The following is a 13,633-nucleotide window of genomic DNA, read 5'->3' on the forward strand; positions in this document are numbered from 1 at the left end:
CTGTCGGGCTCACTTGAGGCGGCCGAGCTTGTCGTAGAGCGTCTTCTTCGGGATCCCGAGCAGCTCGGCGGCACGCGCCACGTTGTCGTGCGCGACAGCCATCGCGTCGCGGATGAGGCTGCGCTCCACCGCCTCGAGCCTTTGCGGCAAGGTCGAGCCCGGATCGGCCGCCACCGGCTCCAGCCCATCGGGCAGGCCGAGCGCCACCCGCTCGGCCACGTTGCGAAGCTCGCGCACGTTGCCCGGCCAGCCGTACTGTTGCCAGCGCAGCATGTCGCGGTCGCTCCATTCCACCGGCGGCTTGCCGAAGCGCTGCGCGGCTTCGCGAACGAAATGCGCCATCAACAGCGGCACGTCGCCGGGGCGTTCGCGCAGCGGCGGTATCGCGAGCGACACCACATTCAATCGATAGTAGAGGTCGGGCCGGAAGCGGCCTTGCGCCGCGAGCTCTTTCAGGTCATCCTTTGCCGCGGCGACCACCCTGCAGTCCACCGCCACCTGCTGGTTGCCGCCCAGGCGCTCGACGCGGCGGTCCTGCAGCACACGAAGCAGCTTGACCTGCGTGGCCAGTGGCATCGATTCGATCTCGTCGAGGAACAGCGTGCCGTGGTGCGCGTACTCGACGCGGCCGACGCGCCGCTTCGTCGCGCCGGTGAACGCGCCCGCCTCGTGGCCGAACAGCTCGCTCTCCACGATGTTCTCCGGCAGCGCACCGCAGTTGACCGCCACGAACGGCCCGGCGCGCCCGCTCATCGCGTGCAACGCGCGCGCCACGACCTCCTTGCCCGAGCCGGTTTCGCCGCGCAGCAGCACGTCCACCGCGGCCGGTGCGAGCGCGGCAACCTGCCGCCGCAATTCCTGCATCGGCGGCGACTGGCCGATCAGCGGCATGTCACCGGCGCCGCGCAACTGTTCGCGCAGGTGCCGGTTCTCCACCACGAGCGCGCGGCGTTCGGTGGCGCGCCGCACGGTGTCGACGAGGCGTTCCGACGAGAACGGCTTCTCGATGAAGTCGTACGCGCCTTCGCGCATCGCCTCCACCGCCATCGTCACGTCGCCATGGCCGGTGGCCAGGATGACGGGCAGTTCGCGGTCGCGCTTGCGCAGCTCCGCCAGCAATTCGAGCCCGCCCATGCGCGGCAGCTTCACGTCGGTGACCACCGCCCACGGCTGCTCCTGCGCGAGCGCGGCCAGCGCCGACTCGGCGTCGCCGAAAGCCAGCACGTCGATCTGCGCGAGCGCGAGCGCCTGCTCGCTGCCGCGGCGCACGATGGGGTCGTCCTCGACGAGGAACACGCGCGCGCGCCGCGGCTCGTTCATGGTCATGCCGCCTCCAGGCGCACCGAGAATTCCGCGCCGCCATCCGCGGCATTGCGGCCTTCGAGCCGGCCGCCGAAGCTCTCGACGATGGTGAGCGACAGCGCGAGCCCCAGGCCCAACCCCTGCCCCACCGGCTTGGTGGTGTGGAAGGGCTCGAACAAACGCCCCAGCGCCTCCTGCGCGAGCCCCGGCCCGTTGTCGTGGACGAACACGGTGACCGCACCGCCTTCGCAGCGGGTCCACACGCGCAGTGCGCCGCCGTGGCCCGCCGCGTCGAGGCCGTTGCGCAGCAGGTTGACGATGACTTGCTCCAGCCGCACGGCGTCGGCCCGCACGTGCAGCCGCGCCTGCACACCGGACGTGTCGATGCTCGCCCCCGCCTCGCGCCGCGCGGGCTCGAGGATCAGCAGCGCGTTGTCGACCGCGCGCAGTACGTCGACGTCGCCCATGGTGCCCGGCTCCTTGCGCGCGAACACCTTCAGCTGCGTGACGATGCGGCCCATGCGCGCCACGAGCTGCGCGATGAGCGTGAGGTTCTCGCGCGCCTCGGCGACGCGGCCGTGCTCGATGAGCTGCACCGCGTTGTCCGAGAGCGTGTGCAAGGCAGCGAGCGGCTGGTTCAGCTCGTGCGTCATGCCGGCGGACATCTGGCCCAGCATCGTGAGCTTGCCCGCCTGCACGGCGGCGTCGTTCGCGGTGCGAAGGATCGCCTCGGTGCGCTGCAGCTGGGCCGACTTGCGATCGAGCTCCTCGCTCACCTCGCGCAACTCGCGCTCGGCGCGGCGGGTCTTCTCGCGCTCCGCGCGGGCCAGCCGCAGGTGGAACCAGAGACCGACGACGATCGCCGCAAGCGCGGCGCCGGCGACAGCGGCCACGGCGGCCGATGCGCGCGCGGCACGCTGGTCCACCAGCACCAGCATCTGCCAGCCGAGCACGCCGACGCCCTGGCGCACGATGGCGTAATCGGCGTCCACACCACCGCGCGCGACGCGGGCTTCGCGCTGCGCCGGTGCGATGCCGCCGGGTGTGATGGCCGGCAGCGGCTGGCCGCCGTACTGGCGCGCATCGGCGAGGCGCGCGCGCGCGGCCGCGTCCAGCGGCTGCAGCGCCGAGTACTTCCATTCCGGTACCGAGCTGAGGATCACCACGCCCGCCCGGTCGACGAGGAGCACCGCCTCGCCGCTCTGGCGCAGCGCGTCCTCGAACGGCTGCAAGCCCACCTTGATCGCGATCACGCCTTGCGCGCCGCCCGGCGAGCGCAGCTTCGACGCGAGGAAGTAACCGGCCTCGCCGGTGGTTGCGCCGATGCCGTAGAACCGGCCGAAGCTGCCGGCCAGTGCCTCGCGCACGTAAGGCCGGAACGCGTAGTTGCGGCCCACGAAGTTGACCTGCTGGTTCCAGTTGCTCGCCGCGAGCGTCTCGCCCTCGGCGTCCATCAGGTAGGCCGCGGACAGCCGCGCGGCTTGCGCCACGGCTTCGAGGTAGTGGTTGGCGGCCGCGCGCGCGCCGCTCTCGCGGTCCAGCGCCGCGCCCAGCTTGCGTTCCAGCACCATCAGCCCGGGCAGCGCCTCGTGGCGGCTGAGGGTGTTCTCGAGGCTGAGGGTGAAGAATTCGAGGCGGCGCGCGGACGCGGCCTTCTCCGCATTGAGCTGCGCGGCCAGCGCGGCCTGGAAAGCCGCCCAGCCGCAAAGCAGGCAGAGCGCCGCCGCCACCAGGTACGGCAGCGCCCTGCGAGTGAGCGCGGATGCAGCCATCGGATCAATATGGCATGCGCCGGCGCATCTGTCGTACGTATTAATCCAGCTTGAGGCCGCGCTCCTTCACGACCTTGCGGTAGACCTCGTACTCGGCGCGGATCTGGTCGCCGAACTGCTGCGAGCTGTTGGCGATGACGAGCGAGCCCGTGTCCTCGATGCGCTTGCGCACCGCCGGGTCGCCCAGCGCCTTCATGACGCCCGCGTGGACCTTCTCGACGACGTCCCTGGGCAGGTTGCGCGGGCCGACGATGCCGTAATAGGCCATGCGGTTGACGGCGTCCAGGCCCACCTCCTGGAAGGTCGGCACGTTGGGCAGCACGGCGACGCGCTGCGGCGCGGCGACCACGATCGGCACGAGCTTGTTCTCCTTGATGAAGGGCAGCGCGGATGGCAGGTTGTCGAAGATGATGGGCACCTGGCCCGCCACGGCGTCGTTCAGCGCGGGGCCCGAGCCGCGGTAGGGGATGTGCGTGACGAAGGTCTGGCTCAGGCCCTTGTACAGCTCCATCTGCAGATGGAGGATGGTGCCGGTGCCGGACGACGCGTGCGAGTACTTGCCGGGGCGCTTCTTCAGCTCGTTGACGAACTCGGCGTAAGTGCGCGCCGGGAAGCTGGGGTGCACGGCCACGACGTTCGGGGTCGCGGCGATGTTGATGATCGGCGTGAAGTCCTTCGAGGGGTCGTAGCCGGCCTTCGGGTTGATGGCGGGCACGGCGGCCGTGGTGGACACGGTGGCCAGGCCGAGCGAGTAGCCGTCGGGCGTGGAGCGCACCGTTTCCATCGCGCCGATCACGCCGCCGGCGCCGCCGCGGTTGTCCACGACGACCGGCTGGCCGAGCGCGCGGGAGAGCGGGTCCGCGACCACGCGCGCGATGATGTCCGTGGTGCCGCCCGGGGCGAAGGGCACGACGAGCTTGATCGGGCGGTCCGGGAAGGCCGCGAAGGCGGGCAGCGCGAGCGTGGATGCGAAGGTGCCGGCCGAAGCGGCGAGGAAGTGTCTGCGCAACATGGTTGTCTCCTTGCGATGGGTTGCGCGGCCAATGTCTGCAACGCGCATGCCAGCGCACGTGCGTGGTTCCACGTATCCGCTTGCAGAGGGAAGCCGTGGCGCAACGCCCTCGGGGCGGCCGGATTCCCGGAATCCCCACATGCCGCGTTCCGGCGCGCCGGAACGGGCGCAAAATGGCGCTGCCGAACGTTTCGCCCAAAAGGTTCTTCGCATGAGAACGATCGACCTGGAGTCGCTGGAGATCTTCCGCACCGTGGTGGAGGAAGGCGGGATCATCCGCGCGTCCGAGAAACTGCACCGCGTGCAGTCCAACGTCACGACGCGCATCAAGCAGCTGGAGCAGCGGCTGGGCACGGCCCTCTTTCGCAAGCAGGGGCGCGGGCTGGTGCTGTCGGCCGAAGGCGAGTTGCTGCTGTCGTATGCGCAGCGCCTCTTCCGCCTCGCCGACGAGGCGGAGGCCGAACTGCGCAATGGTGTCGCAACCGGCGTGTTCCGCGTCGGCTCGCTGGAAAGCACCGCGGGCAGCCGGTTGCCGCCGATCCTCTCGCGCTTCCACAAGCAGTACCCCGGCGTGGTGGTGGAACTGGTGACGGGCACCACGGGCGCGCTCGTGCAGCGCGTCGCCAATTACGAGATCGAGGCGGCGTTCGTTTCGGAGCCGTTCACGGCGCCTGGGCTGCAGGCGATGAAGGTGTTCGAGGAGGAGCTCGTGCTCGTCACCGCCAAGGGCGTGCCCGAGGTCAAGCGCGCGGCCGACCTCGAAGGCATGACGCTCATCGCTTTTGCGGACGGCTGCTCGTACCGCCGCCGCCTGCAGGACTGGCTGGGTGCGTCGGCCGTGATGCCCGCGCGCACGCTGGAGTTCGGCTCCTACCAGGCCATGATCGCGTGCGTGGCGGCCGGCACCGGCTTCGCGCTGGTGCCGCGGTCATTGCTGTTCGCCTTGCGCGCGGCGCATGAAGTGCAGCAGCACGAAGTGCCGGCGAAGGTGCGGAAGAACCACACGCACCTCGTGTGGAACGGCACCGCGTCGACGGCGCTGAAGCGGCTGCAGGAAATGCTGGCGCTGAATTAGGAGCGGTCGAAGAACCGGTCGCGCACTTCCATGCTCGGGTGCGCGCGGCGCACGATGCCTTGCGCGTCGAAGTACACCGAATAGAACATGTCCGCGCCGCCCATGTCGCGCCAGCGGTAGGTCCAGATCGGGCCGTTCCAGCTGCCCACGCCCTCGACCCGCGCGGGCGGGCCGAACTCGCGTTCGATGTCGGCACGTGTCCACTCGCCGGGCACGATGCGGTGGAAGTCGCGCTCGGTGAGCACCTGCCGCGCGGCGACGACCTTGCCGGACGCGTCGAGGTCGACCATCCAAGCGTACTGGCCCGCGGGCTGCAGCGTGTACTGCAGGCGCTCGCCACCATTGGGCAGGCGCACGACGCGGCTGGGCGCGCCCATGCGCGCGAGCACCTGGTCGCGCGGCGTGCCGGGCGGCACGTCGCCAAAACCGAAACCGATGGCACAGCCGGCAAGCAGCAGCGCGGCCGCGGAAGGCAGGAGGAACTTCGGCATGGCAGTTGGAGCCCGCGCGCGGGGCCGGAGTTCGGCCGCGCCAATGAAAAACGCCACGCTTTGGGGCGTGGCGTTCTTGCTGGAACCTCTGGCGGAGTGGACGGGACTCGAACCCGCGACCCCCGGCGTGACAGGCCGGTATTCTAACCGACTGAACTACCACTCCGCGTCGGTGCTGCGTTTCGCTCTCGCGAGCCAAGTGCAGCAAAACTTGGCGACCCTACGGGGATTCGAACCCCGGTACTCACCGTGAAAGGGTGATGTCCTAGGCCTCTAGACGATAGGGTCAAAACCTGGACTGATTATCTTCGACACTTTGGTGGAGGTAAGCGGGATCGAACCGCTGACCTCTTGCATGCCATGCAAGCGCTCTCCCAGCTGAGCTATACCCCCGTTGGGTGTCGAGCCTCGCATTATAGCGTCATTTTTTGCGGTGCCGCCGGGCTGCGCGAGACGTTCGGTCAGTTGCCGTGTCACGTGGCGCTGCCTAAGTTCCGCGCATGGGCGATTTCCGGTCGATCACCGCGGTCTGCGTCGACACACTCAACCACGAGCTGGCGCTGGATGCCTGCTCGCGCATGGCGAGGCTGGGGTTCGCGCAGGTGGTGCTCGTCACGGACGAGGCGATCCGGCCTTACCTCGAAGCGACGCCTGTCGAAGGGCTGCGAGTCGACTTCATCCAGCCACTGCGCGGGCGCGGTGCGTATTCCAATTACATCCTTCGCTCGCTGGGCCGCCACTTCGCCACGCCGTTCGTGCTCGTGTTCCAGTGGGACGGGTTCGTCATCGACCCCGCCGCGTGGCGGGCCGAATTCATGGACTGCGACTACATTGGTGCCATCTTTGCGCGGGAAGACCGGGCCGATGGGCAGCGCCGGGTGGGCAACGGTGGGTTCAGCCTGCGCTCGGCCAAGCTGGTGAACGCCATCGAGCGCATGGTCACCGAGGACACCGACCTGCCCGAGGACTACGCCATCTGCTGCGTGGCAGCCGACCACCTCGAACGCGAAGAAAGCATCCGGTACGCGCCGGTCGAACTCGCCCGGCACTTCTCGGTGGAAAACCAGAATTCCGCACGCGCGCGCCGGACCGAACCGCACCTGTACGCGGACACGACCTTCGGCTTCCACGGTTTCTTCAACTTCCACCTGGCCCTCGGCGACCCGGAGCTGCTCGACCTGGTCGACAACCGGCTCGGGAACTCGCGGCGCAGCGTCCTCACGTCCTGGAACACGGGCTTGCTGATCGAGCGCCTGCTTCAATCGGGGCGAGAAAAGACTGCACTGGCGATCGGTGTCCGGGCGGCAGGCTTGCTAGGCCTCGATCCCGATCGCGCCAACCTGAACGACGTGTTTACGGCCTGCGTCAGGCGGGTTGTCTACTGACCGCGGCCTGGTTCAGAACGCGCGCAGCCGCTGCAGCACCTGCTCGCGCGTACACAGCGCCAGCACCGCATCGAGCGACGGGGTCTGCGCCGTGCCCATCACGAGCACCCGCACCGGCATCGCCAGCTGCGGCATCTTCAGGCCGGTGGCCCGCAGCGTCTCCTTCACGGACTCGGCGATCGCTTCCTTCGTCCACGGCCCGCCTTCGAGCATCTTTGCGAGCATCGACACCGCAGGCTTGACGGCATCGGTGAGGTGCTTCGCGGCTTCTTCGGCGTTGCGCTCCACGGGCGTGTAGAAGCGGGCCGCCCAGTCGGCGAGCATCACGGTCGTGTCGCAGCGGTCCTTGAACAGCGCGCAGATCGCCGGCAGGCGCACATCGGGCGTGACGCCGCGCTTCTTCAGCTGCGCTTCGACGAGCACCGCCAGCGCATCGTCGGGCATGGCCTTCATGTGCTGCGCGTTCACCCAGCGCAGCTTGGCCTCGTCGAACTGCGCGGCGCTGCGGCCCAGGTGGTCGAGGTCGAACCACTGAAGGAACTGCTCGCGCGAGAAGATCTCGTCGTCGCCGTGGCTCCAGCCCAGGCGCGCGAGGTAGTTCACCATGGCGTCGGGCAGGTAGCCCTCTTCGCGGTACTGCGTGACGGGCTTGGCGCCATTGCGCTTGCTCATCTTCTCGCCCTGCTCGTTGAGCACGGTGGGCAGGTGCGCATAAACCGGCGGCTCCTTGCCGAGAGCGCGGAAGATGTTGATCTGCCGCGGCGTGTTGTTCACGTGGTCGTCGCCGCGGATCACGTGCGTGATCTGCATGTCGATGTCGTCCACCACCACGCAGAAGTTGTACGTCGGCGTGCCGTCGGGCCGCGCGATCACGAGGTCGTCGAGCTCGTCGTTGCTGATCTCGATGCGGCCCTTGACCTTGTCGTCCCACACCACGCTGCCGCCGATGGGGTTGCGAAAGCGCAGCACGGGCTGCACGCCCTCGGGCACCTGCGGCAGCGTCTTGCCGGGCTCGGGCCGCCAGGTGCCGTCGTAGCGCGGCTTTTCCTTGTTGGCCATTTGCCGCTCACGCAGCTTGTCCAGCTCCTCGACGCTCATGTAGCAGGGGTACACGAGCCCCTGCTCCTTCATCTGCGCGAGGACTTCGCGGTAGCGGTCCATCCGCTGCATCTGGTAGAACGGCCCCTCGTCGTGGTCGAGCCCGAGCCACGCCATGCCTTCGAGGATGACGTCCACCGCCGCCTGCGACGAGCGCTCGAGGTCGGTGTCCTCGATGCGCAGGATGAAGTCGCCACCCTGCGAGCGCGCGAAGGCCCAGGGGTAGAGCGCGGAGCGGATGTTGCCGAGGTGGATGAAGCCGGTAGGGGACGGGGCGAAACGGGTGCGGACTTTCATCCAGGCGATTTTACCGCTACACTGGGACTTCGTCTTACCACGTAAGAATCATGACCACTGTGACCGTTTCCGACAAGGGCCAGGTCGTCATTCCGGCAAGCATACGGCGCAACCTTGGCATCAAACCCGGTACCGAACTCGAATTCGAGCTGGAGGGCACCACCATTCGAGTGAACGTGCGCCACAACGTCGCGCAGAGCGACATCGATTCAGGCTTCCTCATGTTCAGGGCAAAGCCGAGCGGTGGCAAGCGCAGGCTCGCGGACTTCGACGTCGCGGTCGAAATGGCAAAGGCCCGCAGCAAGTGATCGCTCTCGACACCAACGTGCTGGCGCGGTTCTACATCGAGGACCCCGAGGATGACGAGGCGATCGTCCAGAACGCGCTCGCCAAGGACTTGGTCGCGGCGGGGGTCGCCTTGTTCGTTCCACTCACCGTCATCGCGGAGTTCGAGTGGCTGGCGCGCTCCTACTACAAGCTCCCCCCGGCGGGCTTCGCGAAAATCGTCCGCCATCTGGCGGGGCTGCCCCACGTCACACTCGAGTTGACACCGCGCGTGATGGCTGCTGTCCAGGACCATCTCGATGGTCTCGACTTCTCGGATGCCCTGCACCTGAGGGCCTGCGATCACTGTGAAGCGATGTTCAGCTTCGACGACCGCAAGTTCGCACGCCGGGCTCGCAAGCTCGGGCTGCGCCCAGACGTTCGCGTCCCCGCCTGATCACGCCTCCTGCGCGTTCGGGATCGTCAGCCGCGAGCGGCTGTTCTCCTCCAGCGGGTCTTCCTGGCCGATGCGCGCCTCGTTGATGCGGGCGATGTCCTCGGGGTTGATGTCACCGGTGACGTACACGCCGTCGAAACACGACGCGTCGAAGCCGTCGAGCTTGGCGTTGAGCGAACCGATGGCCTTCTTCATGCCGTCGACGTCCTGGTAGATCAGCTCGTCGCAGCCGATCAGCGCCTTCACTTCGTCCACCGTGCGGCCGTGCGCCACCAGTTCCTGCGGGGTGGGCATGTCGATGCCGTAGACGTTGGGGAAGCGCACCGGCGGCGCGGCGCTGGCCATGTAGACCTTGCGCGCACCGGCCTCCCGGGCCATCTGCACGATCTCGCGGCTCGTGGTCCCGCGCACGATGGAGTCATCGACGAGCAGCACGTTGCGGCCCTTGAACTCGCTGGCGATCACGTTCAGCTTCTGGCGCACCGACTTCTTGCGCACCGCCTGCCCCGGCATGATGAAGGTGCGGCCCACATAGCGGTTCTTGACGAAGCCTTCGCGATAAGGGATGCCCAGCAGCTGCGCGAGCTGCATCGCGCTCGGGCGGCTCGACTCGGGGATGGGGATCACCACGTCGATCTCGCTGGGCGGAAGCGTGGAGATCACGCGCTTGGCCAGCGTCTCGCCGAGGTTCAGGCGCGCCTGGTAGACGGAGATGCCGTCGAGCACGGAGTCGGGCCGCGCGAGGTACACGAACTCGAAGATGCACGGGTTGAGCTTCGGGTTCTCCGCGCATTGCCTGGCGTGCAGGTTGCCTTCGAGGTCGACGAAGATCGCTTCGCCCGGAAGGATGTTGCGGTCGAACTTGTGGCCGGTGCCTTCCAGCGTGACGGACTCGCTCGCCACCATCACCGTGCCGTCGGCGCTGCGGCCCACGCACAGGGGGCGGATGCCGTACGGGTCGCGGAAAGCCAGCATGCCGTGGCCCGCGATCAGGCACACGACTGCGTACGAGCCGCGCACGCGGCGGTGCACGTTCGACACGGCCGTGAACACGTCCTCGGGTTTCAGCGGCAGGCCGCGCGTGGCGCGCTCCAGCTCGTGCGCCAGCACGTTGAGCAGCACTTCGGTGTCGCTCTCCGTGTTGATGTGCCGATGGTCCGTGGAGAACAGCTCCGCCTTCAGCGCCTGCGCGTTGGTGAGGTTGCCGTTGTGCGCGAGCGTGATGCCGAACGGCGCGTTCACGTAGAAGGGCTGCGCCTCCTCTTCGCTGTCGGCATTGCCGGCCGTGGGGTAGCGCACCTGGCCCAGCCCCGCGTTGCCAGGCAGCGCGCGCATGTTGCGCGTGCGGAACACGTCCTTCACCATGCCCTTGGCCTTGTGCATGTAGACCTTGCGGCCCTGCTGCGTGACGATGCCGGCGGCGTCCTGGCCGCGGTGCTGCAGCAGCAGCAGCGCGTCGTAGATCAGCTGGTTGACGGGCGCATTGCTGACGACGCCGACGATTCCACACATAAGCTTTCCTTCAAGAAGGCAAATAGCTGCCGAAGGTTTCCGGCAGCACGGGCTTCAGGCCCCGCAGCGCGGCCGTGGACACCCCGGCCGCCTTCGATTCGTTCCACCAGTCGGAGCCCTTCAGCGGCGTCAAGTTCACCACCACCGCCAACGCGAGCACCAGCACGATCCCCCGCACGACGCCGAAAGCGGCGCCCAGCGTGCGGTCCACGGGCCTGAGGCCAATGGCCTCCACCATCTTCTTGATGAGCCACGCGAGCAGCCCACCGGCGAACAGCGCCGCGATGAACACCAGCACGAAACCCACCGCGTAACGCACCGCGCGCCCCGCATCGCCCAGCGGCAGCAGGCCACCCATCCACGCCGCCAGCCACTGCGCCGCGATGAAAGCGGCCAACCAGCTGAGCACCGACAGCACCTCGTACACCAGGCCGCGCCAGGCGCCCAGCAACAGCGAGGCCACCAGCACGGCCACGACGATCCAGTCGAGCGGCGCCATCTACAAGGTGAGGATGGCGGCCGGCAAATCCAGCCCCTTGATCTTCTCGGCGGCCTTCTCGGCCTCCGCGCGCGTCGCGAACGGGCCCACGCGCACCCGCGTGCGCTTGCCGTCCTTGGTTTCGGCCACGTGCGTGTAGGTCTTCAGGCCCGCGCGCTCCACCCGCTGGCGCGTCTCGCGCGCCTTGCCGTCATCGGCAAAGGCGCCTACCTGCACGATGAAGCGGCCTTCGGCCGCGGCCGGGGCGGGCGAGACGAGCACCGGCTTGCCTTCGAGCAGCGCCTGCGCGCGCGTGCCGTCGTCGGATTTCGCGGCCGGCTTGGCGGCCTCGGGCTTCGCGGGCTCGGCCTTGGCGACGGGCTTGGGAGCTTCGGGTTTGGGTTCGGGCCTGGCCGGCTCCGCTTTCGCGACGGCCTTGGGCGCTTCGGCTTTGGGCTCGGCCGGTGCCGGCGCAGCTTGCGCGGGTGCCGCGGCAGCCACCGGCATCGAAGCCGATGTGATGGGCCCCGCGGCCGCCGCGGCAGGTGCTTGCGCGGGCGCGGGCGCCGGCACCGCGAGCGGCTTGGCTTTCGCGCGGTCGGGGATCTCGATGGGGATGTCGACGGGGATCGGCCGCGGCTGCGTGTCGAACACCAGCGGGAAGCCGATGATGCCCACCAGCACCAGCACGGCGGCGCCGATCAAGCGATGGCGCGCGCGCCTGCGCAGGGCTTCGATGCTTTCGGCGGGGGGAGCGGCGGCCAGCGGCTCGTCGCCACCCTTGCGGAACTTGAACAACGCCATGTCGTTACGCTGCGAGATGCTTGCTTTGGAGGCGCGGTACGCCGTCCTTCAAGACGCCGCCGACCGTGTAGAACGATCCGAATACCACGATTCTATCAGTGGGGTCGCAGGCGGCCGTCGCCGCGCGCAATGCGTCCTCGGGGCTCGCATGGGTGCTCACCGGCACGGGCTTCTTAGCCTGCCCGCTCGAAGCTTCCCAGCGTGCGCGCAGGTCCTGCGCACTCGCGGCGCGCGCGGTGGGCAGGTCGGTGAAGTACCAGCGGTCCACCAGCGGGCCGATCTTGGCGAACATCGGCGCGAGGTCCTTGTCCGCCATCGCACCGAACACCGCGTGCGTGGTGGGGTAGAACCCCATCGCGTCGAGGTTGGCCGCGAGTGCCGCCACCGAATGCGGGTTGTGCGCGACGTCCAGCACCAGCGTGGGCTGGCCCGGGATGATCTGGAAGCGGCCGGGCAATTCCACCATCGCGAGGCCGTTGCGCACGGCCTGGGCGGTGACCGGCAGCTTGCTGCGCAGCGCCTCGAAAGCCGCGAGCACGCCCGAGGCGTTGATCAACTGGTTCGCGCCGCGCAGCGCGGGATACGCCAGGCCCGAGTAGCGCCGCCCGCGGCCTGCCCAGTTCCACTGCTGCTTGTCGCCGGAGAAGTTGAAATCGCGGCCCATCAGCCACAGGTCGGCGCCGATGTTGGCCGCATGGTCGCCGACGCTGCGCGGAGGGACCGGGTCGCTCACGATGGCGGGCGTGTTCGCTCGCATGATGCCGGCCTTCTCGCGGCCGATGCTCTCGCGGTCGGGCCCGAGGAACTCCATGTGGTCCAGGTCGATGCTGGTGATGATCGCGCAGTCGGTGTCGATGATGTTGACCGCGTCGAGCCGGCCGCCCAGCCCCACTTCGAGGATGGCGACATCGAGTTTCGATTCAGCCATCAGCCCCAGGATCGCCAGCGTGGTGAACTCGAAATACGTGAGCGACACGCCCTCGCGCGCCGCCTCGACGCGCGCGAACTGCGGCACGAGCTGCGCCTCGGTCACGATCTCGCCGCCGACGCGGCAGCGCTCCTCGAAGTGCACGAGGTGCGGCGACGTGTACACGCCCGGCCGCCAGCCGGCCTGCAGCGCGATCGCCTCCAGCATGGCGCAGGTCGAGCCCTTCCCGTTCGTGCCCGCGACGGTGATCACCGGGCAATCGAAGCGCAGGCCCATGCGCCCTGCAACCGCGCGCACGCGGTCCAGGCCCAGCTCGATGGTCTTGGGGTGCAGGCGTTCGCAGTGCGCCAGCCAGTCTTGCAGCGAATCCATGGCCCGCATTGTCCCACCCGTATGATTCACGGATGTCCATCACGCTCTTTGGCATCACGAACTGCGACACCGTGAAGAAGGCGCGCGCCTGGCTCGCGCAGGAAGGTGTCGACTACACCTTCCACGACTTCAAGAAGCAGGGCGTGCCGCAGGACGCGCTGGACCGCTGGATCTCGCAGGTGGGCTGGGAGAAGCTCGTGAACCGCCAGGGCACCACGTGGCGCAAGCTCGATCCCGCCATGCAGGCCCGCGTGAAGGACGCGGCGAGCGCCCGCGCGCTGATGCTGGAGCAGCCCAGCGTGATCAAGCGGCCCGTCGTGCAATGGGACGCGCGCCAGACCACGGTCGGTTTCGACGCCGATGCGTGGAGCGGCCTTTCGCGCTAG

Annotated in this window: 14 protein-coding genes and 3 tRNA genes; 5 read left to right on the forward strand and 12 right to left on the reverse strand. The window is 68.6% G+C overall.

All coding sequences use genetic code 11. The annotated features are described in order from the left end of the window. Window positions 1-9 precede the first annotated feature (9 nt). From H8R02_RS22865 to H8R02_RS22875, 3 genes are read right to left on the reverse strand one after another with little or no spacing between them, the layout of a single operon-like run. Entirely contained in the window at window positions 10-1,326 is a 1,317-nt protein-coding gene (locus H8R02_RS22865) for a sigma-54-dependent transcriptional regulator (RefSeq protein ID WP_187083815.1), read from the reverse strand. Further along, window positions 1,323-3,074 carry a sensor histidine kinase gene (locus H8R02_RS22870; RefSeq protein WP_187083816.1) on the reverse strand — a complete coding sequence of 584 codons (1,752 nt, stop codon included), beginning with the start codon at window positions 3,072-3,074 and terminating at the stop codon, window positions 1,323-1,325. Before H8R02_RS22870 ends, H8R02_RS22865 begins: the two co-directional genes overlap by 4 nt. Before the next feature lie 40 nt (window positions 3,075-3,114). Then, window positions 3,115-4,086: a tripartite tricarboxylate transporter substrate binding protein BugE gene (locus H8R02_RS22875; protein ID WP_187083817.1), complete on the reverse strand. Its 972-nt coding sequence runs from the start codon at window positions 4,084-4,086 to the stop codon at window positions 3,115-3,117. Between the two features lie 211 nt (window positions 4,087-4,297). Here H8R02_RS22875 and H8R02_RS22880 point away from each other — a divergent pair, with 211 nt between their 5' ends. Further along, entirely contained in the window at window positions 4,298-5,161 is an 864-nt protein-coding gene (locus tag H8R02_RS22880; RefSeq protein ID WP_187083818.1) for a LysR family transcriptional regulator, read from the forward strand. On the opposite strand, the gene H8R02_RS22885 is transcribed toward H8R02_RS22880, so the two are convergent. From H8R02_RS22885 to H8R02_RS22900, 4 genes are all read right to left on the reverse strand, one after another. Beyond that, window positions 5,158-5,652: a hypothetical protein gene (locus tag H8R02_RS22885; protein WP_187083819.1), complete on the reverse strand. Its 495-nt coding sequence runs from the start codon at window positions 5,650-5,652 to the stop codon at window positions 5,158-5,160. The genes H8R02_RS22880 and H8R02_RS22885 overlap by 4 nt on opposite strands. A gap of 89 nt (window positions 5,653-5,741) precedes the next feature. Further along, window positions 5,742-5,818, reverse strand: a tRNA-Asp gene (locus H8R02_RS22890). 46 nt (window positions 5,819-5,864) lie between these two features. Continuing rightward, a tRNA-Glu gene (locus H8R02_RS22895) sits at window positions 5,865-5,940 on the reverse strand. Between the two features lie 29 nt (window positions 5,941-5,969). Continuing rightward, window positions 5,970-6,045, reverse strand: a tRNA-Ala gene (locus tag H8R02_RS22900). A gap of 107 nt (window positions 6,046-6,152) precedes the next feature. Here H8R02_RS22900 and H8R02_RS22905 point away from each other — a divergent pair. After that, window positions 6,153-7,037 carry a DUF5672 family protein gene (locus H8R02_RS22905; RefSeq protein ID WP_187083820.1) on the forward strand — a complete coding sequence of 295 codons (885 nt, stop codon included), beginning with the start codon at window positions 6,153-6,155 and terminating at the stop codon, window positions 7,035-7,037. Between the two features lie 12 nt (window positions 7,038-7,049). On the opposite strand, the gene gltX is transcribed toward H8R02_RS22905, so the two are convergent. Next, window positions 7,050-8,432, reverse strand: coding sequence for a glutamate--tRNA ligase (gene gltX, locus H8R02_RS22910; RefSeq protein WP_187083821.1), 1,383 nt, complete (start codon window positions 8,430-8,432; stop codon window positions 7,050-7,052). 50 nt (window positions 8,433-8,482) lie between these two features. Between gltX and H8R02_RS22915 the strand changes: the two genes are divergently transcribed. Both H8R02_RS22915 and H8R02_RS22920 read left to right on the forward strand, forming a co-directional pair. After that, a complete protein-coding gene (locus tag H8R02_RS22915) occupies window positions 8,483-8,740 on the forward strand; it encodes an AbrB/MazE/SpoVT family DNA-binding domain-containing protein (RefSeq protein WP_187083822.1) in 258 nt (85 codons plus the stop codon). Beyond that, entirely contained in the window at window positions 8,737-9,153 is a 417-nt protein-coding gene (locus H8R02_RS22920; RefSeq protein WP_187083823.1) for a type II toxin-antitoxin system VapC family toxin, read from the forward strand. The genes H8R02_RS22915 and H8R02_RS22920 overlap by 4 nt, the downstream gene beginning before the upstream one ends. On the opposite strand, the gene purF is transcribed toward H8R02_RS22920, so the two are convergent. Genes purF through folC form a run of 4 tightly spaced genes read right to left on the reverse strand, consistent with a single transcriptional unit; the run spans window position 9,154 to window position 13,256 of the window. Beyond that, window positions 9,154-10,665 carry an amidophosphoribosyltransferase gene (gene purF, locus H8R02_RS22925; protein ID WP_187083824.1) on the reverse strand — a complete coding sequence of 504 codons (1,512 nt, stop codon included), beginning with the start codon at window positions 10,663-10,665 and terminating at the stop codon, window positions 9,154-9,156. It lies immediately after the preceding gene. A gap of 10 nt (window positions 10,666-10,675) precedes the next feature. Next, window positions 10,676-11,164, reverse strand: coding sequence for a CvpA family protein (locus H8R02_RS22930; protein ID WP_187083825.1), 489 nt, complete (start codon window positions 11,162-11,164; stop codon window positions 10,676-10,678). Next, window positions 11,165-11,947 carry an SPOR domain-containing protein gene (locus H8R02_RS22935; protein WP_187083826.1) on the reverse strand — a complete coding sequence of 261 codons (783 nt, stop codon included), beginning with the start codon at window positions 11,945-11,947 and terminating at the stop codon, window positions 11,165-11,167. Between the two features lie 4 nt (window positions 11,948-11,951). Beyond that, complete coding sequence (gene folC, locus H8R02_RS22940; protein WP_187083827.1) at window positions 11,952-13,256, reverse strand: bifunctional tetrahydrofolate synthase/dihydrofolate synthase; 1,305 nt, start codon at window positions 13,254-13,256, stop codon at window positions 11,952-11,954. Window positions 13,257-13,279: 23 nt separating this feature from the next. On the opposite strand from folC, the gene H8R02_RS22945 reads away from it, so the two are divergent. Next, entirely contained in the window at window positions 13,280-13,633 is a 354-nt protein-coding gene (locus H8R02_RS22945) for an ArsC family reductase (RefSeq protein WP_187083828.1), read from the forward strand.

This window comes from Ramlibacter albus (genome assembly GCF_014297445.1).
Taxonomy (GTDB): Bacteria; Pseudomonadota; Gammaproteobacteria; order Burkholderiales; family Burkholderiaceae_C; genus Ramlibacter; species Ramlibacter albus.

Coding starts and splice junctions, on each gene's coding strand:
- H8R02_RS22865 (WP_187083815.1), bottom strand. CDS start 1,326: ATGACCATGAACGAGCCGCGGCGCGCGCGCGTGTTCCTCGTCGAGGAC.
- H8R02_RS22870 (WP_187083816.1), bottom strand. CDS start 3,074: ATGGCTGCATCCGCGCTCACTCGCAGGGCGCTGCCGTACCTGGTGGCG.
- H8R02_RS22875 (WP_187083817.1), bottom strand. CDS start 4,086: ATGTTGCGCAGACACTTCCTCGCCGCTTCGGCCGGCACCTTCGCATCC.
- H8R02_RS22880 (WP_187083818.1), top strand. CDS start 4,298: ATGAGAACGATCGACCTGGAGTCGCTGGAGATCTTCCGCACCGTGGTG.
- H8R02_RS22885 (WP_187083819.1), bottom strand. CDS start 5,652: ATGCCGAAGTTCCTCCTGCCTTCCGCGGCCGCGCTGCTGCTTGCCGGC.
- H8R02_RS22905 (WP_187083820.1), top strand. CDS start 6,153: ATGGGCGATTTCCGGTCGATCACCGCGGTCTGCGTCGACACACTCAAC.
- gltX (WP_187083821.1), bottom strand. CDS start 8,432: ATGAAAGTCCGCACCCGTTTCGCCCCGTCCCCTACCGGCTTCATCCAC.
- H8R02_RS22915 (WP_187083822.1), top strand. CDS start 8,483: ATGACCACTGTGACCGTTTCCGACAAGGGCCAGGTCGTCATTCCGGCA.
- purF (WP_187083824.1), bottom strand. CDS start 10,665: ATGTGTGGAATCGTCGGCGTCGTCAGCAATGCGCCCGTCAACCAGCTG.
- H8R02_RS22930 (WP_187083825.1), bottom strand. CDS start 11,164: ATGGCGCCGCTCGACTGGATCGTCGTGGCCGTGCTGGTGGCCTCGCTG.
- H8R02_RS22935 (WP_187083826.1), bottom strand. CDS start 11,947: ATGGCGTTGTTCAAGTTCCGCAAGGGTGGCGACGAGCCGCTGGCCGCC.
- folC (WP_187083827.1), bottom strand. CDS start 13,256: ATGCGGGCCATGGATTCGCTGCAAGACTGGCTGGCGCACTGCGAACGC.
- H8R02_RS22945 (WP_187083828.1), top strand. CDS start 13,280: ATGTCCATCACGCTCTTTGGCATCACGAACTGCGACACCGTGAAGAAG.